Origin of the sequence: Burkholderia sp. MSHR3999, assembly GCF_000833595.1 — a bacterium.
Taxonomy (GTDB): Bacteria; Pseudomonadota; Gammaproteobacteria; order Burkholderiales; family Burkholderiaceae; genus Burkholderia; species Burkholderia ubonensis.
Genome location: NZ_JRFO01000006.1, coordinates 522128 through 545443 on the forward strand (window position 1 = coordinate 522128; position 23316 = coordinate 545443).

Consider the following 23316-nt stretch of genomic DNA (forward strand, 5'->3'; position numbering starts at 1 on the left):
CGCCTTCGGCATCGAGCCATGACCCGAGACCCTCGCCTCACCCTCAACGCGCGCCAGCAGGAATTGCTCGAATGGGTGCAGCGCGACGGCTTCGTGACCGTCGACGATCTCGCCGCGCACTTCGCGGTGACGCCGCAGACGATCCGCCGCGACGTCAACTGGCTCGCCGACCTGAACCTGCTGCGCCGCTACCACGGCGGCGCGAGCCTGCCGACGAGCTCGGAGAACGTGTCGTACACCGCGCGCCAGCGGATGTTCCACGACGAGAAGCGGCGCATCGCGGCGCTCGCCGCGTCGCACATCCCCGATCAGGCGTCGCTGTTCATCAACCTCGGCACGACGACCGAGGAGGTCGCGCGCGCGCTGAACCGCCATCACGGCCTGCACGTGATCACCAACAACCTGAACGTCGCGTCGATGATGAGCGGCTACCCGGACTGCGAGGTGCTGATCACGGGCGGCATCGTGCGGCCGTGGGACAAGGGGATCGTCGGCGAGCTGGCGATCGATTTCATCCGCCAGTTCAAGGTCGACTACGCGATCATCGGCACGTCGGCGATCGAGACCGACGGCACGCTGCGCGACTTCGACACCCGCGAGGTGCGGGTCGCCGAGGCGATCATGCAGCATGCGCGCACCGTCTATCTCGTGGCCGACCATTCGAAGATCGGCCGCCCGGCGCTCGTGCGCCAGGGGCACCTGAGCCAGGTGCATGCGCTCTTCACCGACAAGCCGCTGCCGCCGGACATGGCGGAGACGGTCGCGGCCGCCGGCACCCAGGTGTACGTCGCGGAATGACCGTCGCGATGCTGCGCCGCACCCAGAACTTCAAGTGAAATCAAGAAGTTGGCGGCACAGCAAGACCGCTTGCCGCGCATCCGCCTGTCAAACGGAAAATTAATGGGGCGCGATTTGGCGTTGCCCGCGCGCTCGACTAGACTCCAGTTCCCCGGCCTGTTCGTCCGTCCCGCCTGTGCCAAGGCGCGGGCGATCCGTTGGGCCGGCGAAAGCAGCTTTTCCCCCCAAGCCATACCCCCGCTGGGTATCGCGCACCGGCCGCCGAGCCGTGTGCGCGGGCAGTCCGGATGCCATGGAGAGAACGATGCTGAGTCCGCATGAATTCGCCACGCTACTGCTTGTGAAGGACGCTCCCGATCAGGCCGACATGGATCGCGATGAACTCGACGCGCTGCTCGAGCAGCAACTCGTCCGGCTCGAAGGGCTCGGTTCGGGACGCAAATACTGCGTGACCGAAACCGGCGACGCGGCATTGCGATCCATCAAATGCCGCTTTTCCTGACCTGACCGCGGCCGGCTTCCGGCCGCCCCCTCTCCCCCTCTCGCCCAAGCCGGGCGGCGACGCTCAGCCGCCGCGCAGCGTCGGATCGACCGCCGCGCGCCAGCTGATGGCCTTCGCGCGCGCGTCGTTGAAATACGCGACCCAGCCGGCCCGCGCCGACGCGTCCGGCGCCGCATAGCGCGCCGAAAGTTCGTTTACGAACGTGCAGTAGTTCGCCTCCGACAGCCCGCGATACCGCTTCGCGACATACGCATCGTAGATCGCCGAGTAGACCGGCTGCGCATCCGCGCCCCAATCGCGCGCCGTGCCGCCGCACGCCGCCTGCAACGCCACGAACGACGGCGCCCGCCAGCTGCCTTCGAGCGGCGGCGTGCCCGCGCACCCCGCCAGAAGGACGGCGCAAACGCCGGCCCACATCCCAATACGCATGATTCACCTCATGAAACGGACGATTCCACCAGTATCGTCCGGGATCGCCCGGCGCGCCACCCGCCCCTCTTTTTCGAACTTTACTTTTTCGAATTCGTTCGTTAAATTTCGAATTCGAACATTTCTTGTTCGTCAATTTCCATCAGACGATAAGGACAGCAGGTGACCCAACCGAATCGCTACGATCTGCTCGTCGTCGGCGGCGGCATCAACGGCGCAGGGATCGCGCGCGATGCGGCCGGCCGAGGCCTGTCGGTCATGCTCTGCGAGCAGGACGATCTCGCGTCGCACACGTCGTCGGCCAGCACGAAGCTGATCCACGGCGGCCTGCGCTATCTCGAGTACAAGGAATTCGGGCTCGTGCGCAAGGCGCTGCAGGAACGCGAGACGCTGCTGCGCGCGGCGCCGCACATCATGTGGCCGCTGCGCTTCGTGATGCCGCACATGCCGAACCTGCGTCCGGCCTGGCTGATCCGCATCGGCCTGTTCCTCTACGATCACCTCGCGAAGCGCGAGCTGCTGCCCGGCTCGCGCGGCATCGACATGCGCCGCCACGCGGCCGGCGCGCCGCTGATCGATTCGATCAAGCGCGGCTTCGTGTACTCCGACGGCTGGGTCGACGATGCGCGCCTCGTCGTGCTGAACGCGCTCGACGCGAAGGAGCGCGGCGCCGAGATCCTCACGCGCACCAAGCTCGTGTCCGCCGAGCGGGTGGGCGACGAATGGGAAGCGCGACTGCAGCTCGCGGACGGCTCGATCAGCGTCGTGCGCGCCCGGGCGATCGCGAACGCGGCCGGCCCGTGGGTCGGCGACGTGCTGCACGGCGCGCTCGGCCGCGGCGCGCAGCACAGCGTGCGGCTCGTGAAGGGCAGCCACATCATCACGCGCCGCCTGTTCGATCACGATCACGCGTACATCTTCCAGAACCCGGACAAGCGGATCATCTTCGCGATTCCGTACGAGCGCGACTTCACGCTGATCGGCACGACCGACGTCGAATATACGAACGATCCGGCCAAGGTCGCGATCGACGGCAACGAGACGCAATACCTGTGCGAATCGATCAACCGCTACTTCAAGCGCAAGATCTCGCCGGCCGACGTGCACTGGACGTATTCGGGCGTGCGCCCGCTGCTCGAGGACGAGAACGCGGCCAACGCGTCCGCCGTCACGCGCGACTACCGGCTCGAGATGGACGACGGCGCGGGCGCGCCGCTGCTGTCGGTGTTCGGTGGCAAGATCACGACGTTCCGCAAGCTCGCCGAGGAAGCCGGCGACCTGCTGTGCCGCGCGCTCGGCCGTGACGCCGCGCCGTGGACCGCCGGCGCGCCGCTGCCGGGCGGCGACATCGCCAACGCGAAGTTCGACGCGTTCGCCGCGCAGTTCGCGGCGCGTCATCCGTGGCTGCCTGCCGAGCTCGCGCGCCGCTATGCGCGCGCGTACGGCACGCGCGCGGAACGCGTGGTCGGCAATGCGAAGTCGCTCGCCGATCTCGGCGCGGCGATCGCGCCGGGCATCCACGAAGCCGAACTGCGCTACCTGCGCGACGTCGAATGGGCGACGCGCGCACAGGACGTGCTGTGGCGCCGCTCGAAGCTCGGCCTGCACGTCGCGCCGGGCACGCTCGACGCGGTGACGGCCGCGCTCGACGCGTGGTTCGCCGCCGCGCACGCGCAACACGCCTGACCGTTTTCGACTCACCCAAATCGCGCCGCCTCATGCGGCGCGAATCACAACTAAGCCAACTACGGATGGAGATGAGAGACATGCAGGAACAGTACATCCTCGCGCTCGACCAGGGCACGACGAGCTCCCGCGCGATGCTGTTCGATCGCCAGGGCAACATCGTGTCGACCGCGCAGAAAGAATTCGAACAGATCTACCCGCAACCCGGCTGGGTCGAGCACGACCCGCAGGAAATCTGGTCGACGCAGGCGGGCGTCGCGGCCGAGGCCGTGACCCGCACCGGCCTGAACGGCACGTCGATCGCCGCGATCGGCATCACGAACCAGCGCGAGACGACGATCGTCTGGGATCGCGAGACGGGCCAGCCGGTCTACAACGCGATCGTCTGGCAGGACCGCCGCACCGCCGACTTCTGCGACACGCTGAAGGCGCAGGGCCTCGAAGCGAAGGTGCGCGCGAAGACCGGCCTGCCGATCGACGCGTACTTCTCCGCGACCAAGATCCGCTGGATCCTCGACAACGTGCCCGGCGCGCGCGACCGCGCGAACCAGGGCAAGCTCGCGTTCGGCACCGTCGACAGCTGGCTCGTGTGGAACTTCACGAAGCACGAGCTGCACGTGACCGACGTGACGAACGCGTCGCGCACGCTGCTGTTCAACATTCATGCGCGCCAGTGGGACGACGAGCTGCTCGAGCTGTTCGACATCCCGCGCAGCATGCTGCCGGAAGTGAAGGCGTCGTCCGAGATCTACGGCCACACGAAGACCACCGTGTTCGCGTCGAAGATCCCGCTCGCCGGCATCGCGGGCGACCAGCAGGCGGCCCTCTTCGGCCAGATGTGCACGACGTCGGGCATGGTGAAGAACACCTACGGCACCGGCTGCTTCCTGATGATGAACACCGGCGACAAGCCGATCGAGTCGAAGAACAACCTCGTGACGACGATCGCGTGGCAGATCGGCGACGACGTGCAGTACGCGCTCGAAGGCAGCATCTTCATCGCGGGCGCGGTCGTGCAGTGGCTGCGCGACGGCATGGGCATCATCAAGAGCGCGGCCGAGATCGAGGCGCTCGCCGAGAGCGTGCCGCACACCGACGGCGTCTACCTCGTGCCCGCGTTCGCCGGCCTCGGCGCGCCGCACTGGAACGCCCACGCGCGCGGCTCGCTGTTCGGCGTCACGCGCGGCACGACGTCCGCGCACCTGGCGCGCGCGGCGCTCGATGCGATCGCGTACCAGTCGCTCGACGTGCTCGCGGCGATGGAGGCCGATTCGGGCATCAGCGTCGGCGAACTGCGCGTCGACGGCGGCGCGAGCGCGAACAACCTGCTGATGCAGTTCCAGGCGGACCTGCTCGGCGTCGACGCGGTGCGTCCGCAGATCACCGAGACGACCGCGCTCGGCGCGGCCTACCTCGCGGGTCTCGCGATCGGCTACTGGAAGAACCTCGACGAACTGCGCAGCCAGTGGCAGCTCGACCGCCGCTTCTCGCCGTCGATGCCGAAGGAGCAGGTCGAACGGTGCATGGCCGGCTGGCAGCGCGCGGTGCGCGCCGCGAAGGCGTGGGCCGACGACGCGCAGTAACCATTCGTCATCCATAACGCATACAACAACGACCGGCGGACCGCGCAGCGCGCGAGTCCGCCGCGACATACGAGAGACAACATGTCACCTTATTTCGCAGAATTCATCGGCACGGCCATTCTCGTGCTGCTCGGCAACGGCGCGGTCGCGAACGTGCTGCTCGCCAACACCAAGGGCAAGGGCGCCGACCTGATCGTGATCGTGTGGGGCTGGGCGATGGCGGTATTCGTCGCCGTCTACGTGACCGCGTCGTTCAGCGGCGCGCACCTGAACCCGATCGTGACGATCAGCCTCGCGCTCGCGCACAAGTTCGCGTGGTCGAAGGTCGGCGGCTACATCGTCGCGCAGATGCTCGGCGGGATGGCGGGCGCGCTGGTCGTGTGGCTCGCGTATCGCCAGCACTTCGCGAAGGAAGCCGATCCCGACCTGAAGCTCGCGGTGTTCTGCACCGCGCCCGCGATCCGCAGCGTCCGCCACAACGTGCTGACCGAAGCGATCTGCACGTTCGTGCTGATCCTCGGCGTGCTGTACCTCGCGTCGCCGCAGGTCGGCCTCGGCGCGCTCGACGCGCTGCCCGTCGGCCTGCTCGTGCTCGGCATCGGCATCTCGCTCGGCGGCCCGACCGGCTATGCGATGAGCCCCGCGCGCGACCTCGCGCCGCGCCTCATGCACGCGCTGCTGCCGATCCCCGGCAAGCGCGACAGCGACTGGCGCTACGCGTGGATTCCGGTGATCGGCCCGCTGATCGGCGGCTCGCTCGCAGCCGGGCTGTACCTGACGCTGCACGCGCCGCACTGACCGGCGGCCCGCATCGCCGAAGCAACGCAGCCCGCGCGCCGCAAGGCCGCGGGCTGTTTCACTGTGGCGCCTGCCGCGGCCGGATACCGGCGTCGGCACGGGCCGCCGATCGGCCGGCACCGGTGCGCTGTCGCCCGGCAAAGCACGTATCATGGCGGCTGACAGGCGTCGCCGACGCCCCTGCTTCTTCACCATCATGCTCGATCACCTCATCTGCGACTGCGACGGCGTGCTCGTCGACAGCGAAGTCATCGCCGACCGCGTGCTGCTCGACACGCTGTCCGCCACGTTCCCGCACATCGATTTCGAGGCCGCCGCGAAGACCGCGTTCGGCCAGCAGACGTCGCGCTTTCTCACCGGGCTCGAGACGCGCTACGGCATCACGATGCCCGACAACTTCATCGAGACGATCGAGCACAACATCGAGGCCGGTCTCGCGCAATCGCTCGCGCCGATCACCGGCGTGCGCGACGCGCTGCTGAAGGTGAGCCTGCCCGCGGCGGTCGTGTCGAACAGCCGCCTCGCGCGCGTGCGCAGCTCGCTCAAGCGCGCCGCGCTCACCGAGATCTTCGGCGAGCGCGTGTTCAGCGCCGAGCAGGTCGCGCGGCCGAAGCCCTACCCCGACGTCTACCTGCATGCGGCGCGCACGCTCGGCGTCGCGCCCGGGCGCTGCATCGTCGTCGAGGACAGCGTGTCGGGCCTGAACGCCGCACGCGCGGCCGGGATGAAGACGATCGCGTTCGTCGGCGCGAGCCACATCCCCGACAACTACGCGGATGCGCTGCGCGCGATGGGCATCACGCGGATCATGCGGAAGATGGACGAGCTGCCGTCGCTCGTCGCCGCCGGCATGCGCGGCGAGTTCGGCGACGTGCAGTCGTAATGCCCGGCGGCGGCCGTCGGACGGCACGCCGCCGGAAAACCGGCGCGCCGCTCGGCGCAGCCGGATCGCGTTCGCGCTACGCGTCGCTCATGCAGCACTCGCGCGCGGCCGCAAGCGCCTCGCGGAATTCCACCAGCTCCGCGATCGTCAGCATCGGCAGGCCGTGCTGCTGCGCGAAGCGCGCGACGTCGTCGCCGCGCGTCATCGTGCCGTCCGGGTTCATCAGCTCGCACAGCACGCCGGCCGGCTTCAGCCCCGCGAGGATCGCCAGGTCGACCGTGCCCTCGGTGTGGCCGCGGCGCGCGAGCACGCCGCCCGGTTGCGCGCGCAACGGAAACACGTGGCCCGGGCGCACGATGTCGTGCGGCGTCGCGTCGTCGGCGATCGCCGCGCGGATCGTCGTCACGCGGTCGGCCGCCGACACGCCGGTATGCACGCCTTCGCGCGCCTCGATCGACACCGTGAACGCGGTGCCGTTGCGGCTCTCGTTGGTCTGCACCATCGGCGGCAGCGCGAGCGCGCGCACCTTGTCGTCGGTCAGGCACAGGCAGACGATCCCGCTGCACTCGCGGATCAGCAGCGCCATCGTCTCGGGCGTGATCCGCTCGGCCGCGACGATCAGGTCGGCTTCGTTCTCGCGGTCATGATCGTCCTGCAGCACGACCGCGCGGCCCGCGCGCAATGCGTCGAGCGCGGCGGCGATGCGCGGCGGCACCGGTTCGGAATCAAGCAAAGGGAGATCGGCGAAGGCGTCGGCAGGCGCCGGCGAACGGGACGAAACAGCGGAAGTAAAGGACATGTGAAACGCTCCTCGCAATACGAAGTGGGCGAAAAACGTTTCAGGGCATTTGCAAACAGACAGAACGGCAACCCGCTTCGCGCGCACGGCGAAGCGGCCCTGACGGACATGACCATCTGCACATCTTCTCTCATCCGGACTGTGACCGTCGGCTCTGGCATTCGACCAGATCTGCTGACCCCGCGCATGACGCGCGGGCGCTCGCGGGCTCGCCGGCTTGACGCCAGCCTACCGCCGGTGGGGAATTCCACCCCGCCCTGAAGACGCACTGATTGCCGGACGAACCGGCGGGCAAAGCATACAACAGCCGCACGCGCGGCGCAGCGAACGGCACCTAAAACCTTACTGACGACCCCGTCTAATGTGCGCCGGCCACGCCTAGCCGGCCGCGCGCGCCGCATCCGGCACGAGCCAGCGCGGCGGCACCTCCGGGCTCACCGTCACGCGAAACGCGCGCGCCTCGCTGTCGCCCGGATTGCGCAGGCTGTGCGGCTGGTCGGCGTCGAACACGATCGCGTCGCCGGTCGCGAGCAGCTGGCGGCGGTCGTGCACGCTCACCTCCAGCGTGCCTTCGCTGACCACCAGGTTGATCGTCGTGCCCGGCGCGCGGCGCACGCCCGCCTCGGTATGCAGCGGCGCGATCCGCAGCTCGTGGAACTCGGCCGCGGCCGGCTCCCCTTCCGGATGCAGCGCGCGCGCCGAGAAGCGCCCGTTCGCGCTGACGACGCGCGACGCGCGGTCGGCCGCGAGATGCTCGAAGCCGTTCACCGCATGGCGGCGCAGGAACGCCGCGACCGACACCTTCAGCGCGGCGGCGATCTTGCACAGCACCTTGATCGACGGCACGCTGCGCGCCGATTCGATCTGCGCGAGCATCGCGCGCGACACGCCGGACAGCCGCGCGAGCGCATCGAGCGACAGCTGCCGCTCGGCGCGCAGCCGCGCCAGATTGACGCCGACGACCTGCTCGAGCGCGTCGAGCGACGCCTGCGCCCGGACATCGGCGGCGTCGCCGGACTCCACGGAAGACACATCGCGCACCAGCGCCAGGGGTGAATACATAGGGCTTGCCTCCGGGCCGCGACGCGGCCCTGCGAATGGGATAAGCGGGTGGGAATCGGGTTGCGCATCGATCGAAGCGCGTACCGAGACGCTATCACCCGGCTTCGCACCGGCAAACGAAGTTATCTTCACACCGTTATCAGCATCGCGGAGGAATGCGTATCGGCGTGGCCCGTTTCCACGCTATCGCGCCGCCGCCGCGGCGCCCCGCGCCGGGCCGCGCGCGTCGAGCCGCGCCGCGAGCCACGTGACGACGAGCGCCGCGAAGGTCACCGCGGCCGCGACCCACGGCAGCGCGTCGAGCGCGAAGCCGTGGCCGAGCGCGAGGCCGCCGAGCCACGCGCCGCCGGCGTTGCCGACGTTGAACGCGCCGATGTTGAGCGTCGACGCGAGATGCGGCGCGCTCGCCGCCTTCTCGACCACGCGCGCCTGCAGCGGCGGCACCGTCGCGAACGCGGCGATCCCCCACACGAACACGGTGAGCGCGGCCGCGACCGGCAGGTGGCTCGTCTTCGCGAACACGGCCATCACCGCCATCAGCGCGACGAGGATCGCCATCAGCGACGGCATCAGTGCGCGGTCGGCGAGCTTTCCGCCGAGCGTGTTGCCGATCGTGAGGCCGGCGCCGAACAGCACGAGGATCAGCGCGACCGCGCGCGGCGAGAAGCCGGACACGCTTTCGAGGATCGGCGCGATATAGGTGAACACGACGAACACGCCGCCGAAGCCGAGCACGGTCATCAGCAGCGCGAGCCACACCTGCGGCTCCTTCAGCACGCGCACTTCGCTGCCGAGCCCGATCGGGCCGCCGTCGTGGCGGTTCGGTACCAGCGCGGCGATGCCCGCGAGCGACGCGACGCCGAGCGCCGCGACGATCCAGAACGATGCGCGCCAGCCGAGCAGCTGGCCGACGAGCGTGCCGAACGGCACGCCGAGCACGTTCGACAGCGTGAGGCCCGTGAACATCAGCGCGATCGCGCTCGCGCGCTTGTCGGCCGGCACGAGCGACGCGGCGACCACCGCGCCGATCCCGAAGAACGAGCCGTGCGCGAACGACGTGACGACGCGCGCGACCATCAGCATCGCGTAGCCGGACGCGGTCGCGCACAGCACGTTGCCTGCGATGAAGATCGCCATCAGCAGCTGCAGCGCGGTCTTGCGCGGCATTCGGCTCGTCAGCACCGCGAGCAGCGGCGCGCCGGCCGCGACGCCGAGCGCGTAGCCGGTCACGAGCAGCCCGGCAGACGGCAGCGACACCGCCAGATCGTGCGCGACCTCGGGCAGGAGGCCCATGATGATGAATTCGGTGGTGCCGATGGCGAAGGCGCTGATCGCGAGCGCCAGCAACGGGACGGGCATGGTGTTCTCCGGGAGCGGCAGGCGCGCCGCCGGAACGGTGCCGCACTGCACAAAAGGACAGGATGTGCGCGCATTCTCCCGAATCCGCCGATTTTTGATAATTGGCGTAGCATTTGAATCATTTTCAAAAGTTATTGGAAAATCGGATGGACCGACTGGGCGATATCCGGCTGTTCGTGGAGGCGGCGGAACTGGGCAGCCTGTCCGCCGCCGGGCGCAGGCTGAACCTGACGCCGGCCGCCGCGAGCGCGCGCCTCGCCAAGCTCGAGGCGCAGGTCGCGACCCGCCTGTTCGAGCGCTCGACGCGGCAGTTGCGGCTCACCGACGAGGGCCGCCTGTACCTGAACTGCTGCCGGCAGGCGCTGCAGGCGCTCGACGATGCGGATGCGATGCTGCAGGCGGGCCGCAATGTCGTCGGCGGCAAGGTGCGGCTGTCGTCGACGTCCGATTTCGGCCGCAACCAGCTGCTCGACTGGCTCGACGCATTCACCGCGCAGCATCCGGACGTGACGTTCTCGCTGACGGCGGCCGATTCCTCGTTGAACCTGTGGCAGGACGAGATCGACCTCGCGATCCGCTTCGCCGCGCCGCCCGACGGCGCGCTGATCGCCCGCCGGCTCGCCGCGAACCGGCGCGTGCTGTGCGCGTCCCCGGCGTTCGTCGCGCGGCACGGCACGCCGCGCGATCCGCACGATCTGGCCCGCTTTCCGTGCATCGTGATCACGCTCGCATCCGGGCCGCTGAACGCGTGGCGCTTCACGCGCGGCGGCGAGGTACAGACCTATACCGTGCCGCTCGCGAACGCGTTCGAGACGAACGACGGCGGCCTCGCCCGCGCGTGGGCGCTGCGCGGCCACGGGATCGTGCAGAAGTCGATCTGGGACGTGGCGGACGACGTGCGCGCGGGGCGGCTGCGCGTGCTGCTGCCCGACTGGCGGCAGGACGACGCGCCGCTGCACGCGATCCATCACAGCAGGCGCTACATGGCGCCGCGCGTGCGCGTGCTGCTCGATTTCCTCGCCGAGCGCTTCGCGCGCGAGGAGGCGGCGCTCGACGACCTGCTGAACGCGTGCCGCTGAGCGCCCCCGACGGCCGGCCGGCGGGGTCCGACCCACGGCCGCCGCCGTCGCATGCGCCCGCGCCCCGCCGGCCGTTCGGCGCGGGACGAAAAGCTATAATAGAAAGCTTTCCCGACGGTCTCTTCCCCCAGCGGCGGCGCATGCGCCGCGCGGCGGGCGGCCGTCCCGATTCACCCTAGACGACGCCCCCAGGTCAACCACTGCGAACGGCGAATCCCCATGACGAAAAAAGTTTACGTAAAGACCTTCGGCTGCCAGATGAACGAGTACGACTCGGACAAGATGGTGGACGTGCTCAATGCCGCCGAAGGCCTCGAAAAGACCGACACCCCGGAAGACGCGGACATCATCCTGTTCAACACCTGCTCGGTGCGCGAGAAGGCGCAGGAGAAGGTGTTCTCCGACCTCGGCCGCGTGCGCGAGCTGAAGGAGGCGAAGCCGGACCTGCTGATCGGCGTCGGCGGCTGCGTCGCGAGCCAGGAAGGCGCGTCGATCGTGTCGCGCGCGCCGTACGTCGACCTCGTGTTCGGCCCGCAGACATTGCACCGCCTGCCGCAGATGATCGACCAGCGCCGCGCGAGCGGCCGCGCGCAGGTCGACATCACGTTCCCCGAAATCGAGAAGTTCGACCACCTGCCGCCCGCGCGCGTCGAGGGCCCGAGCGCGTTCGTGTCGATCATGGAAGGCTGCTCGAAGTACTGCAGCTACTGCGTGGTGCCGTACACGCGCGGCGATGAAGTGTCGCGCCCGCTCGACGACGTGCTGACCGAGGTCGCGGGCCTCGCCGACCAGGGCGTGCGCGAAGTCACGCTGCTCGGCCAGAACGTGAACGCCTACCGTGGCGCGCTGACGGCCGGCTCGTCCGAAATCGCCGATTTCGCGACGCTGATCGAATACGTCGCCGACATCCCCGGCATCGAGCGCATTCGCTACACGACGTCGCACCCGAAGGAATTCACGCAGCGCCTGATCGACACGTACGCGAAGGTGCCGAAGCTCGTGAACCACCTGCACCTGCCGGTGCAGCACGGCTCGGACCGGATCCTGATGGCGATGAAGCGCGGCTACACCGTGCTCGAGTACAAGTCGGTGATCCGCAAGCTGCGCGCGATCCGCCCGGACCTGTCGCTGTCGACCGACCTGATCGTCGGCTTCCCCGGCGAGACCGAGGCGGACTTCGACAAGATGATGGCGCTCGTGCACGAGATGAGCTACGACACGAGCTTCTCGTTCATCTACAGCCCGCGCCCCGGCACGCCGGCCGCGAACCTGCACGACGACACGCCGCGCGAGGTCAAGCTCAAACGCCTGCAACATGTGCAGGCGACCATCGAGGAGAACGTCGCACGCATCAGCCAGTCGATGGTCGGCAAGGTCGAGCGCATCCTCGTCGAGGGGCCGTCGCGCAAGGACCCGAACGAGCTCGCGGGCCGCACCGAGAACAACCGGGTCGTGAACTTCCCGGCGCCGCTCGCATCGCACCCGCGCCTGATCGGCCAGATGATCGACGTGAAGATCAATCACGCGTATCCGCACTCGCTGCGCGGCGAGCTCGTGCTCGCGCACGACGACGCGAGCACGGCCACGCACTGACGCCCCACGGGACACAGGAGCACGACGCCACTTTGAAGCCCACCCAAGCACTGGAATTCACCGCGCCGCGCGACGACAACGCGCGCCTCGCGAATCTCTGCGGCCCGCTCGACGAGAACCTGCGGCAGATCGAACAGGCGCTCGACGTCACGCTGCAGCGGCGCGGCCACCGGATCGCGATCCGCGGGCGCGGCGCCAAGCTCGCGCTTACCGCGCTCGAAAACTTCTACAACCGCGCGCGCGACCCGCTGTCGGTCGACGACATCCAGCTCGCGCTCGTCGAGGTGCGTCACACGGGCGGCAACGGCCGCGTCGAAGACACGCTCGACGTGCGCTTCCGCGGCGACCCCGACCATCCGTTCGACGAGCCGGTGACGCGCGTCGACGACGAAGAGCTCGAGGAGCCCGCGCCGAAGCTCTACACGCGCCGCGCCGACCTGCGCGGCCGCACGCCCGCGCAGCGCGAATACCTGAAGCAGATCCTGTCGCACGACGTCACGTTCGGGATCGGCCCGGCCGGCACCGGCAAGACGTATCTCGCGGTCGCGTGCGCGGTCGACGCGCTCGAGCGCGACCAGGTCAAGCGCATCGTGCTGACGCGTCCGGCCGTCGAGGCCGGCGAGCGGCTCGGCTTCCTGCCGGGCGACCTCGCGCAGAAGGTCGATCCGTACCTGCGGCCGCTGTACGACGCGCTGTACGACCTGCTCGGCTTCGACAAGACCGCGAAGATGTTCGAGCGCCAGATGATCGAGATCGCGCCGCTCGCGTACATGCGCGGCCGCACGCTGAACCACGCGTTCATCATCCTCGACGAGGCGCAGAACACGACGCCCGAGCAGATGAAGATGTTCCTCACGCGGATCGGCTTCGGCTCGAAGGCGGTCGTCACCGGCGACACGAGCCAGGTCGACCTGCCGCGCGCGCAGAAAAGCGGCCTGATCGAGGCGCAGCAGGTGCTCGGCGGCGTGCGCGGCATCGCGCTCACGCGCTTCACGAGCGCCGACGTGGTGCGGCACCCGCTCGTCGCGCGCATCGTCGAGGCGTACGACGAGTTCCACGCGCAGCACAAAGACGACTGACGGACGACTGACGCGCCCGCGCGTCACGCCCGGCCCGCCCCACGGCGCGCCGGGCGTTTTTTCGGCTGCGCGGCGCGCGTCTCCCGCGCCGGCCGAATTCGGGCGGGATTGGCCGTTTGGTGTATCCTCATCGCGTTCCAATTGCCCGACGCGTCATGAAATCGTCCCGCTCCCGCAAGTCCGTCCGCGCCGACCAGGCCACGTCCGAAACGCTCCGTCTTTCGCTGTTCGATGCGAAGGGCAAGGTCAAATCCGTCGACGCGCAGGGGCTGCGAATCGATTTTCCCGACGGCCGCAGCCTGATGTTCGACCTGTCGGGCGCGTCCGGCGAAGCCGCCGTCGCGATCGTCGCGCAGCACGCCGATCCGGCGATGCGCGCGAAGCTCGCGCTCCAGCCCGAGCATTACGACAGCATCACGCTGCACGTCGGCGCCGAACCCGCGCCGCCCGACGTCGGCCTCGATGACGAAGCGATCCGCGATCCCGAGCTCGACCTCGCCGTCCAGTACGGCGACGAGATCACCGGCGACGTGCGCAAGGCGTGCCCCAAGCGCAAGCTGATCGCCGAATGGATCGCGCCCGCGCTATTCTCCGACGCGCAACTCACCGTGCGCTTCGTCGGCGAAGAAGAAGGCCGCTCGCTGAACGACAGCTACCGCCACAAGGACTACCCGACCAACGTGCTGACCTTCGCGTACGACGAAGCGCCGGACGGCACCGTGATCGGCGACCTCGTGCTGTGCTGCCCGGTCGTCGAGAAGGAGGCGCGCGAGCAGGGCAAGCCGCTCGACGCCCACTACGCGCATCTGCTCGTGCACGGCGTGCTGCATGCGCAGGGCTACGACCACGAGACGAGCGACGAGGACGCCGCCGAGATGGAAGCGCTCGAAGTCGACATCCTCGCGAAACTGGGCTTCCCGAACCCGTACCGGTAAGCCGCCCCACCCCCGATGCGCAACGCCGCCACGCTCCCGCCCGCGTACCCGCCGTCGATCGGCGAGGGACGGCTGCTGACGGAAGACGAGCTCGCGGCGTCGCTCGCGCACACGATGCGCGACTGGGACGGCCGGCAGGATCTGTGGCTGTTCGGCTATGGATCGCTGATCTGGAATCCCGGGCTGCCGACCGTCGATGCCGTGCGCGGCAAGGTGCACGGCTATCACCGCGGCCTCTATCTGTGGTCGCGCGTGAACCGCGGCACGCCGGAGCGCCCGGGCCTCGTGCTGGCGCTCGACCGCGGCGGCTCGTGCAGCGGCATCGCGTTCCGGCTCGCCGGCGCGACCGCGCAGCCGCACCTCGAAACGCTGTGGAAACGCGAGATGCCGATGGGCTCGTACCGGCCCGCGTGGCTGCCGTGCTCGCTCGGGAACGGCGAACGCGTGATGGCGCTCGCGTTCGTGATGCGGCGCGATGCACCGACCTACACCGGCAAGCTGCCGGACCGCGTCGTGAAGGAAGTGTTCGGCTGCGCGTCCGGGCGCTACGGCACGACGCTCGACTACGTGAGCCGGACCGTCGACGCGCTGCGCGCGAGCGGCATCCCGGATCGCGCGCTGGAAGGACTGCTGGCACGCTGCCGCTGACGCGCCGCCCGGCCGCCCGTCGCCCTCACCGCCCGTTCACCTTCGAAGGACGCCCGCCATGACCTCGCTCCGCTGGCCGCGCTGCAAAACCGTCGCACTGATCGTCGTCGCGAGCGTCGCGCTGTCCGGCTGCGGCATATTCGGCTGCGGCGGCGCCGCGACGAACGGCGCAGCGGGCGGCGGCTGCTCGGCCGGCATGCGGTTCTGAACCCGGCGGCCCGCCGTCGGCGGCAAATCGTCGCGCTCCGCCCCTCACCGAAAAAGACGCCGACCGGCCGGTCCGCCCGGAATTTCGTCCGACGCTGCCCCGCCGCGCTTTTCTGAGATAGGATGGAAACGACAGGACGGCGTGGCGCCGAGCCCGCCTGTCCCCAAGCGGGGCTTGCGCGGCTGCCCGCCCTGGCCGGATGGCCGGGGTGACACGGCCGCGCCTTGCCCTTGGTGTATCCTTGCCAATTCCGTGACAGCGCGCCCCGACGTGAACCGGGCGCACCACCATGAACGATTCGTATCCCAGTCGAAAGTCCAACGACAAACCGCATGAAAAGCGCTCGCTGCTCGAGCGCCTGACCGACTTCATCTCGCCCGAGCCCGAATCCCGCGGCGAGTTGCTCGAAATCCTCCAGGACGCCCACGAACGCAACCTGATCGACGCCGATTCGCTGTCGATGATCGAGGGCGTGTTCCAGGTGTCCGACCTGTGCGCCCGCGACATCATGGTGCCGCGCGCGCAGATGGACGCGATCAACATCGCCGACAAGCCCGAGGATTTCATTCCGTTCGTCCTCGAAAAGGCGCACTCGCGCTACCCCGTCTTCGAGGAGAACCGCGACAACGTGATCGGCGTGCTGCTCGCGAAGGACCTGCTGCGCTTCTACGCGGAAGAGGAATTCGACGTGCGCGGGATGCTGCGTCCGGTCGTGTTCATCCCGGAATCGAAGCGCCTGAACGTGCTGCTGCACGACTTCCGGGTCAACCGCAACCACCTCGCGATCGTCGTCGACGAATACGGCGGCGTCGCGGGCCTGATCACGATCGAGGACGTGCTCGAGCAGATCGTCGGCGACATCGAGGACGAATACGATTTCGACGAGGAAGCCGGCAACATCATCGCCGGCCCGGACGGCCGCTACCGCGTGCGCGCGCTGACGGAGATCGAGCAGTTCAACGAGGCGTTCGGCACCGATTTCCCCGACGAAGAGGTCGATACGATCGGCGGCCTGATCACGCACCATTTCGGGCGCGTCCCGCACCGCGGCGAGAAGCTGCAGCTCGGCAACCTCGTGTTCGAGATCCAGCGCGGCGACGCACGCCAGGTCCACGTGCTGCTGGTGCGCCGCAGCCCGCTCGCGAGCCGCCGTGCCGAAACGTCGCACGAAGACTGACCCATCCTGACCGCCGCGCCCCGCGCGGCGTCTCCACCAACCGCTTCGCCATCCTTCGAATCGCATGGACGATCCGATCCCGTCCCGCCCGGCAGGCGGCCTCCTCGCGCCGGCGCCCGGCCGCACGCTGCCGCGCTGGCACTACCCCGCCGCGCTGCTCGCCGGCGCGGCCAATACCCTGACCTTCGCGCCGACGCCGCACGGCGGATGGCTGCAGCTCGTGGTATTCGTCTGGTTTTTCGCGCAGCTCACGCGCACCGCGAGCTGGAAGAGCGCGGCGCTGACGGGCGGCGCGTTCGGCTTCGGCAACTTCATCTCCGGCATCTGGTGGCTCTTCATCAGCATGCACGTGTACGGCGAGATGGCCGCGCCGCTCGCCGGCGCCGCGCTGTTGCTGTTCTCGCTGTTCCTGTCGCTGTATCCGGCGTTCTCGGCCGGGCTGTGGTCGTTCTGCGCGGGCCACGCGTGGCACCGCCGCGAACCGGACCCGCGGCCGTTCTCGCCGACCTGGCACGGCGCGTTCGCGTTCGCGAGCGCGTGGGCGCTCGGCGAATGGCTGCGCGGCACCCTCTTCACCGGCTTTCCATGGCTCGCGAGCGGTTATCCGCAGGTCGACGGCCCGTTCGCGGGGTTCGCTGCGATCGTCGGCGTGTACGGGATCGGCTGGCTGCTCGCGCTGTTCGCCGCGCTCGTCGTGCAGGCGCTCGCCGCCGCCCGTCGGCCCCCCGCGCGGCAGGCGGGCAACGGCGGCGACCGGCGCGTACGCATCGCGGCGCCGGCCGGCGTCGCGCTCGCGCTCGTCGCGGCCGGCGTCGCGCTGTCGCAGGCGACGTGGACCGTGCCCGCGAACGCGCCGCTCGCGGTCCGGCTGCTGCAGGGCAACGTGAAGCAGGACATCAAGTTCGAGCAGGCCGGCATCGACGCGGCGATCAAGATGTACACGCAGATGATCACCGACAAGCCCGCCGACCTGATCGTCACGCCCGAGACGGCGATCGCGGTGATGATCCAGGAATTGCCCGAGCCGTTCGCGCGCGCGGTGCGCACGTTCAGCGACAGCACGGGCTCCGCGGTGCTGTTCGGCGCGGTCGGCGCGTCGGTCACCGACGACGGGCGCTACGTCGACTACACGAACAGCCTGTACGGCGTGACGCCGAATTCGCGCGACATCTATCACTACGACAAGCACCACCTCGTGCCCTTCGGCGAATTCATCCCGTGGGGCTTCCGCTGGTTCGTCGACCTGATGAAGATGCCGCTCGGCGATTTCGCGCGCGGCGCGCCGGTGCAGAAGCCGTTCCTCGTGCGCAACCAGCCGGTGATGGCCGACATCTGCTACGAGGACATCTTCGGCGAGGAGATCGCCGCCACCATTCGCGACAACCCGCAGCCGCCCGGCGTGCTCGTCAACGTGACGAACCTCGCGTGGTTCGGCGACACGATCGCGCTCGACCAGCACCTGCAGATCGCGCGGATGCGCGCGCTCGAGACCGGCCGGCCGATGCTGCGTGCGACCAACACGGGCATGACGGCCGCGATCGACGCGCGCGGCCGCGTGCTCGGCCAGCTCAAGCCGTTCACGATCGGCTCGCTCGACGTGCGCATCGAAGGCACGAGCGGCTTCACGCCCTACGTGAGGAGCGGCAACGCCGCCGTGCTCGCGGTGTCGTTCGTGCTGCTCGCGTTCGGGTTCACGTTCGGGCCGGGGCTGCGGCGGGGGCGGCGCGGCTGAATCTCTATCGGTTGTGTGGCAGGCAATGCACGGCTGCATGACGCTCGTCGTGCAGCCGGCACGCCGATTTCGCCGACTGATATTGACGAAAGCGGCCGCACCGAATCATCTACAGCAGCGTTTTCCCAGCCCAGAGATTTTGGAAGCGCACCGCAAAGAAGATAACCAGTGCTCCGAATTTCGAATTCGTCTGATTGATTTTCCTTTCTCGTTCGCGCAAATATCGTGCGAAGCGATTCTCGCCCATTTTGTCGAGAAAGGAGATCCGGATGAGTCACGAGCAGAAGGCACCGATCCATCTTGTTGCGACCGTCGGCTCACGCACGTGGCATGGCAGCCAGATAACCAAGGCCGCCAGCAGCGCGGCAGTCATCGGGACTGCTGCTGTCCACGTCGGCCATATCGCGACCTACGAGGCCGATAGCAGGGCAGCATGATTCGCTACTTTCTCGCCAGAGGCGACCGAGCCGGAAAAGCGGTGATCACCGAAGGTCTTGACAATGTGACCTGTTCGAACCCGCCACCAAGGGTGAATATCGCGACGCTCTACATGAAAACCTACTGCACGGCCTGCAAACAGGAAGGGTTCATCGCGCCAAAGGGGCCGCGCCTGCCCGGTACAGGCCCAAATGGCAAGCCGTGGGCGTTGAGCGGCGATATCAATGTCTGTGGATGCAAACCGCCACCCGTTTTCCATGCCGAGCGCGGCATGAAAATGATCGTCACGTCGCAGGAAGCGGCGACGCTGGCGGGAGGAAGCAGCGCCTCGGCAGCAATCATCACGGGGACCGAGGTCGCGATGGCAGTGCAGACGGGTGTTTCAGCTGCGTATCATGAACAGGTGCGCGCCGGCATACGCACCTCGTTACCGCAGAACTATCCATATTTGATCGAACTGAGCGACGGACGGACCTTCGCTGGGCATGTCAACAGTAATGGCCAGTTGCCGCGGATCCATTCCGAGATCGCCGACAGTTACACGATCTATTGGGGCGAAGACGCTCTTGTACACGAGGGCTGGACGTGATGCCAAACAGCCCGACAACGGTAAGAACGAACACGACGCCCGATTCCATCAAGGTTGTGCAATTGCGGGCGGTAACATTCGAGGAGCTGTGGGATGCTTACCCATCCGGCAATCCCTATGACAACCCAGCCTATACCAATCAATGCGCCATTCGCATGAGCGTCGCCCTTCATCGCGTCGGCATTGAAATGAAGTCGTTCTCGTCGAAACTGGTCAAACCGCTTGGTGGTCAACCGAGTATCGGACGAATCCTGCTGAACGGAAAGGCAGCGGCTACGCGCGCCAGCGAGCTTGGGGCATGGCTGAGGTTGCAGCCTTTTGCAGGTCTGGGAAGGACTGAAAACATCAGCGGACCCGATTGGGAGTCGAGGATCAAGGGCCGCACCGGCATCGTCATGTTCGACGGTTACTGGATACGCGAAGGGGAAACTGCGGCAAATGCCAGCGGTGGGCACATTGACTTGTGGAACGGCTCAAGAATGCCAATCAACGGCTTCTGGAGCAGCGTCTCAACAATCGGGCGCTATATCGGAATATCGTCGTTTCGACAAGGCACTAGCGTTCTGCCAGATGTCAGCTATTCAGACCTTAGCAAATCGAAGTTGATTCTATTTTGGGAAATCAGGTGAAGCGATTCGCGGCCTTTCTGCTTGGAACTCTCTATGGCCTACTATTAACCTGGGTTTTCCTTTACACATACAGCAACATTAAATGGCCAGAAATCCAGAGCAATTCGCCACATGGCTGCCGCGAGCTCGACAAATGCGCGATCCCATGGTGGGAAGGGGCACTTCTTCTTTCTTATTTGCTTGCTCCAGCATTACTCTTTGGCCTTCTCAATGCAATTGCCTACAAGCGCTGGTCGCGACAAAAATGGACCATCTCGCTTAGCATCGGAACCATGCTCGCGAGCCTGCTTTATCTTGAAACTTACGTCGCCCGCTTGTTTTAAAAGCATCCATAATGCATTTTGTGCAAAACGGGAGCGGGATCACGTTGCCGTCGGCGCCACAGCCAGACGCCGCAAATCCGTTGCAACCTCTTCCATCACCGGCCCCCACTGCCCGAACGCCGCCTGCCGGTACAGCGTCGCGCTCGGATACCACGGGCTGTCGCGCCGCTCGAGCAGCCACGGCCAGTGCGGATTCACGTCGAGCAGCACCCACGTCGGCGCGCCGAGCGCGCCGGCCAAGTGCGCGACCGACGTGCACACGGTAATGACGAGATCCAGCGCGCCGATGAACGCGGCCGTGTCGTCGAAGCTCTTCAGCTCGGCAGTGTGATCGGCGATCGGCAGACCGGCCGCGCGCGCGGCGGCGACGTCGGCCTCCGCGCCCGGCTGCAGCGAATGGAACGCGACGCCGTCGATCCCGCGGAATGCGTCCACGTAGCGCTCGATTCCGACCCGCCGGAACGGATTGCGCTGGTGCCCCGCGCTGCCCGTCCACACGAGCCCCACCTTCGGCCGTGTTTCACCCGCGAGGCGCGCGCGCCACGCATCGCGCGCGCGCGCGGATCGGCCCGCAGGTACGGCACCGACGACGCCAGCGTCGCGTCGCCCGTGCCGAGCATCAGCGGCAGGCTGATCAGCGGCACTTCGTAGTCGAACGGCGGCAGCGCGTCGACGCCGCCGCCCGCGCCGAACGCGTCCGCATGCGCGCCGAGGCTGCGCTGCATCAGCGCGCCCATCTGCGGAAACGTGTTCCACGCGAGCCGCCCGCCTTCGCGATGCACGCGCTCGGCCAGCGGCGCGATGAAACGGCAGAACTGCAGCACGTCGCCCATCCCCTGCTCGCCCCACACGAGCAGCGTCTTGCCGGCGAGCGGCTCGCCCCGCCAGCGTGGCCCGGGCAGCGCCGGCAGGCGGCCGCGCAACTCGCCGGAGCCGTCCCAGCGCGCTTCGTGCTCGCGCCAGCCCGCCGCGTAATCGCCGCGCACGAGATGGACGATCGCGAGGTTGAAGCGGTGCGACGCGTCGCCCGGCGCGAGCTCGCACGCGCGCGCCGCATAGCGCTCGGCGTCGTCCCAGCGCTGCGCCTCCTTCATTGCCAGCGCGACGTTGTTCATCGCGAGCGCGTTGTCCGGCGCGAGCACGACGAGCCGTTCCGCGCACGCGAGCGCCCCCGTCAGGTCCTGCGCGGCGAGACGCGCGGTGACGAGGTTGATCCACGCCTGCACGTCGCGCGGATCGAAAGTCACCGCCTCCTCGAGCAGCGCGGCCTCCTCCGCGCGGTCGCCGCCCGACAGCCGCAGCGCGATCGCGAGGTTGTTGCGCAGCGACGGCAGGTCGGGCTCGGTCGCGAGCGCCGCGCGGTAAGGCGCGACCGCGTCGGCATGGCGGCCGGCCATCTGCAGCGCGTAGCCGAGATTGAAGCGGGCGGCCGCATTCGGATGCAGACGCACGCCCAGGTCGGCCAGCGCGATCGCGTCCGCCGTGCGCTGCCGCGCGACGAGCGCCGCGGTGAGGCTCGCGAGCGAAGCCGGGTCGGCCCCGTGCAGGTGGGCGGCGGCGGCGAGCCAGAGATCGTGCGCGGCGCGGTCGCCGCGCGCCTGCGCGTCGGCGGCCCGCCCGAGCAGCGCGGTGAACGGCGGCAGCAGCGGAACGAGGAAATCGGTCGAGTCGTCCATGCGATCGGATACGGGGAGCTGCGCGGCCGCCCATCGGCCGCGCGACGCGGAATACGCGCATCTTAACGTCCGCGCGCGGCGCCGGAACGCCAGCCGGCGCATCCGCGCGATCCGGCCGGCGCGACGCGCGCCGGGCCGCGACGCCCCCTTCGTCGCCGTTCCGGCCGCATCGCGTCGCCGATCCGGTAAAATTGCGCGTTTCAGCACACTAACAAGCCGCGCCGCCGCGCGAGCCGCCCTCCGGGTTCCCGCCCGGGACGCCGCCCGCAACGGAGCGCCAGCGCCACGAAGGCTCTTCATGCTTACGTTTCAGCAAATCATCCTGACCCTGCAGTCCTACTGGGACAAGCAGGGTTGCGCTCTGCTCCAGCCCATCGACATGGAAGTCGGCGCGGGCACGTCGCATGTCCACACGTTCCTGCGCGCGGTCGGCCCCGAGCCGTGGCGCGCCGCATACGTGCAGCCGTCGCGCCGCCCGAAGGACGGCCGCTACGGCGAGAACCCGAACCGCCTGCAGCACTACTACCAGTACCAGGTCGTGCTCAAGCCGGCGCCGGAAAACATCCTCGACCTCTACCTCGGCTCGCTGGAAGCGCTCGGCTTCGACCTGAAGCAGAACGACGTGCGCTTCGTCGAGGACGACTGGGAGAACCCGACGCTCGGCGCATGGGGCCTCGGCTGGGAAGTCTGGCTGAACGGGATGGAAGTGACGCAGTTCACGTACTTCCAGCAGGTCGGCGGCCTCGACTGCAAGCCGGTGCTCGGCGAGATCACCTACGGACTCGAGCGTCTCGCGATGTACCTGCAGAAGGTCGAGAACGTGTACGACCTGATCTGGACGGAATGGGAAGAGCAAGGCCCGGACGGCCCCGAGCTGCGCCGCCTGACCTACGGCGACGTCTATCACCAGAACGAGGTCGAGCAGTCGACGTACAACTTCGAGCATGCGAACGTCGACCTGCTGTTCACGTTCTTCAACAGTTACGAAGCGGAAGCGAAGCGGATGATCGACGCGCAGCTCGCGCTGCCCGCGTACGAGCTCGTGCTGAAGGCCGGCCACACATTCAACCTGCTCGATGCGCGCGGCGCGATCTCGGTGACCGAGCGCGCGGCGTACATCGGCCGCATCCGCGCGCTGTCGCGCCTCGTCGCGCAGGCTTACTACGAATCGCGCGAGAAGCTCGGCTTCCCGATGCTCGGCAACCCGCCGGGCGTGCCGGGCCTCACCACCGACGCCCAGGAAGCCGCGCAGCCGGCCTGGGTGCCGCCGCTGAAGGTCGAACGCAAGATCGATCAGGACTGACGAGACGA

Annotated in this window: 23 protein-coding genes, 1 pseudogene and 1 riboswitch; of the genes and pseudogenes, 19 read left to right on the forward strand and 5 right to left on the reverse strand. The window is 68.3% G+C overall.

From position 1 onward, the window contains the following. Positions 1-18 precede the first annotated feature (18 nt). Together KY49_RS19645 and KY49_RS19650 are read left to right on the forward strand one after the other, a co-directional pair. Positions 19-798: a DeoR/GlpR family DNA-binding transcription regulator gene (locus KY49_RS19645; protein ID WP_010090759.1), complete on the forward strand. Its 780-nt coding sequence runs from the start codon at positions 19-21 to the stop codon at positions 796-798. Positions 799-1102: 304 nt separating this feature from the next. Beyond that, on the forward strand, positions 1103-1300 hold the full coding sequence (locus KY49_RS19650) for a phage tail assembly chaperone (protein WP_010090758.1): 198 nt from the start codon (positions 1103-1105) through the stop codon (positions 1298-1300). A 63-nt stretch (positions 1301-1363) separates the two neighbouring features. On the opposite strand, the gene KY49_RS19655 is transcribed toward KY49_RS19650, so the two are convergent. Then, positions 1364-1729 (reverse strand): hypothetical protein, encoded by a 366-nt coding sequence (locus KY49_RS19655; protein ID WP_042586246.1) that lies wholly within the window; start codon positions 1727-1729, stop codon positions 1364-1366. Between the two features lie 162 nt (positions 1730-1891). On the opposite strand from KY49_RS19655, the gene glpD reads away from it, so the two are divergent. The 4 genes from glpD (at position 1892) to KY49_RS19675 (ending at position 6679) form a co-directional block, all read left to right on the forward strand. Then, positions 1892-3415 carry a glycerol-3-phosphate dehydrogenase gene (gene glpD, locus KY49_RS19660; protein ID WP_042586247.1) on the forward strand — a complete coding sequence of 508 codons (1524 nt, stop codon included), beginning with the start codon at positions 1892-1894 and terminating at the stop codon, positions 3413-3415. Between the two features lie 80 nt (positions 3416-3495). Then, positions 3496-4998, forward strand: a complete 1503-nt coding sequence (gene glpK / locus KY49_RS19665) for a glycerol kinase GlpK (protein ID WP_010090755.1) — start codon at positions 3496-3498, stop codon at positions 4996-4998. Positions 4999-5079: 81 nt separating this feature from the next. Beyond that, positions 5080-5796, forward strand: coding sequence for an MIP/aquaporin family protein (locus KY49_RS19670; protein WP_042586248.1), 717 nt, complete (start codon positions 5080-5082; stop codon positions 5794-5796). A 196-nt stretch (positions 5797-5992) separates the two neighbouring features. Then, positions 5993-6679 (forward strand): HAD family hydrolase, encoded by a 687-nt coding sequence (locus KY49_RS19675; RefSeq protein WP_010090753.1) that lies wholly within the window; start codon positions 5993-5995, stop codon positions 6677-6679. A gap of 76 nt (positions 6680-6755) precedes the next feature. Here KY49_RS19675 and ribB read toward each other — a convergent pair whose 3' ends face one another. The 3 genes from ribB to KY49_RS19690 form a co-directional block, all read right to left on the reverse strand. Continuing rightward, complete coding sequence (ribB, locus tag KY49_RS19680; protein WP_042586249.1) at positions 6756-7478, reverse strand: 3,4-dihydroxy-2-butanone-4-phosphate synthase; 723 nt, start codon at positions 7476-7478, stop codon at positions 6756-6758. A 118-nt stretch (positions 7479-7596) separates the two neighbouring features. Continuing rightward, positions 7597-7747, reverse strand: a riboswitch (FMN riboswitch). Positions 7748-7856: 109 nt separating this feature from the next. After that, a complete protein-coding gene (locus tag KY49_RS19685; protein WP_042586250.1) occupies positions 7857-8540 on the reverse strand; it encodes a helix-turn-helix domain-containing protein in 684 nt (227 codons plus the stop codon). A 183-nt stretch (positions 8541-8723) separates the two neighbouring features. Further along, entirely contained in the window at positions 8724-9899 is a 1176-nt protein-coding gene (locus KY49_RS19690; protein WP_042586872.1) for an MFS transporter, read from the reverse strand. 146 nt (positions 9900-10045) lie between these two features. Between KY49_RS19690 and KY49_RS19695 the strand changes: the two genes are divergently transcribed. From KY49_RS19695 to KY49_RS37515, 12 genes are all read left to right on the forward strand, one after another. Then, positions 10046-10978 (forward strand): LysR family transcriptional regulator, encoded by a 933-nt coding sequence (locus tag KY49_RS19695; RefSeq protein ID WP_042586251.1) that lies wholly within the window; start codon positions 10046-10048, stop codon positions 10976-10978. 219 nt (positions 10979-11197) lie between these two features. Beyond that, positions 11198-12571 carry a tRNA (N6-isopentenyl adenosine(37)-C2)-methylthiotransferase MiaB gene (gene miaB, locus KY49_RS19700; protein ID WP_042586252.1) on the forward strand — a complete coding sequence of 458 codons (1374 nt, stop codon included), beginning with the start codon at positions 11198-11200 and terminating at the stop codon, positions 12569-12571. A 32-nt stretch (positions 12572-12603) separates the two neighbouring features. Further along, positions 12604-13650 carry a PhoH family protein gene (locus tag KY49_RS19705; RefSeq protein ID WP_042586253.1) on the forward strand — a complete coding sequence of 349 codons (1047 nt, stop codon included), beginning with the start codon at positions 12604-12606 and terminating at the stop codon, positions 13648-13650. A 155-nt stretch (positions 13651-13805) separates the two neighbouring features. Continuing rightward, complete coding sequence (ybeY, locus tag KY49_RS19710) at positions 13806-14585, forward strand: rRNA maturation RNase YbeY (RefSeq protein ID WP_042586254.1); 780 nt, start codon at positions 13806-13808, stop codon at positions 14583-14585. Between the two features lie 15 nt (positions 14586-14600). Beyond that, a complete protein-coding gene (locus tag KY49_RS19715) occupies positions 14601-15233 on the forward strand; it encodes a gamma-glutamylcyclotransferase (RefSeq protein WP_042586255.1) in 633 nt (210 codons plus the stop codon). Positions 15234-15291: 58 nt separating this feature from the next. Then, complete coding sequence (locus tag KY49_RS38215; protein WP_175550723.1) at positions 15292-15441, forward strand: hypothetical protein; 150 nt, start codon at positions 15292-15294, stop codon at positions 15439-15441. A gap of 289 nt (positions 15442-15730) precedes the next feature. Beyond that, the gene (locus KY49_RS19720) at positions 15731-16618 is read left to right on the forward strand and encodes an HlyC/CorC family transporter (protein WP_010090743.1); all 888 of its coding nucleotides are present in this window, start codon (positions 15731-15733) and stop codon (positions 16616-16618) included. Positions 16619-16682: 64 nt separating this feature from the next. Beyond that, positions 16683-18350 carry an apolipoprotein N-acyltransferase gene (lnt, locus tag KY49_RS19725; protein WP_042586256.1) on the forward strand — a complete coding sequence of 556 codons (1668 nt, stop codon included), beginning with the start codon at positions 16683-16685 and terminating at the stop codon, positions 18348-18350. 269 nt (positions 18351-18619) lie between these two features. After that, the gene (locus KY49_RS37510) at positions 18620-18787 is read left to right on the forward strand and encodes a hypothetical protein (RefSeq protein ID WP_156162577.1); all 168 of its coding nucleotides are present in this window, start codon (positions 18620-18622) and stop codon (positions 18785-18787) included. Further along, positions 18784-19377 carry a hypothetical protein gene (locus tag KY49_RS38665; protein WP_231636457.1) on the forward strand — a complete coding sequence of 198 codons (594 nt, stop codon included), beginning with the start codon at positions 18784-18786 and terminating at the stop codon, positions 19375-19377. Before KY49_RS37510 ends, KY49_RS38665 begins: the two co-directional genes overlap by 4 nt. Beyond that, positions 19377-20006 (forward strand): type VI secretion system amidase effector protein Tae4, encoded by a 630-nt coding sequence (locus tag KY49_RS35915; protein ID WP_071752724.1) that lies wholly within the window; start codon positions 19377-19379, stop codon positions 20004-20006. Before KY49_RS38665 ends, KY49_RS35915 begins: the two co-directional genes overlap by 1 nt. Next, on the forward strand, positions 20003-20329 hold the full coding sequence (locus tag KY49_RS37515) for a hypothetical protein (protein WP_071752723.1): 327 nt from the start codon (positions 20003-20005) through the stop codon (positions 20327-20329). Before KY49_RS35915 ends, KY49_RS37515 begins: the two co-directional genes overlap by 4 nt. Positions 20330-20368: 39 nt before the next feature. On the opposite strand, the pseudogene KY49_RS19735 reads toward KY49_RS37515, so the two are convergent. Next, positions 20369-22005, reverse strand: a pseudogene (locus KY49_RS19735) (tetratricopeptide repeat protein). A gap of 298 nt (positions 22006-22303) precedes the next feature. On the opposite strand from KY49_RS19735, the gene glyQ reads away from it, so the two are divergent. Next, positions 22304-23308 (forward strand): glycine--tRNA ligase subunit alpha, encoded by a 1005-nt coding sequence (glyQ, locus tag KY49_RS19740; RefSeq protein ID WP_010090741.1) that lies wholly within the window; start codon positions 22304-22306, stop codon positions 23306-23308. Positions 23309-23316 lie beyond the last annotated feature (8 nt).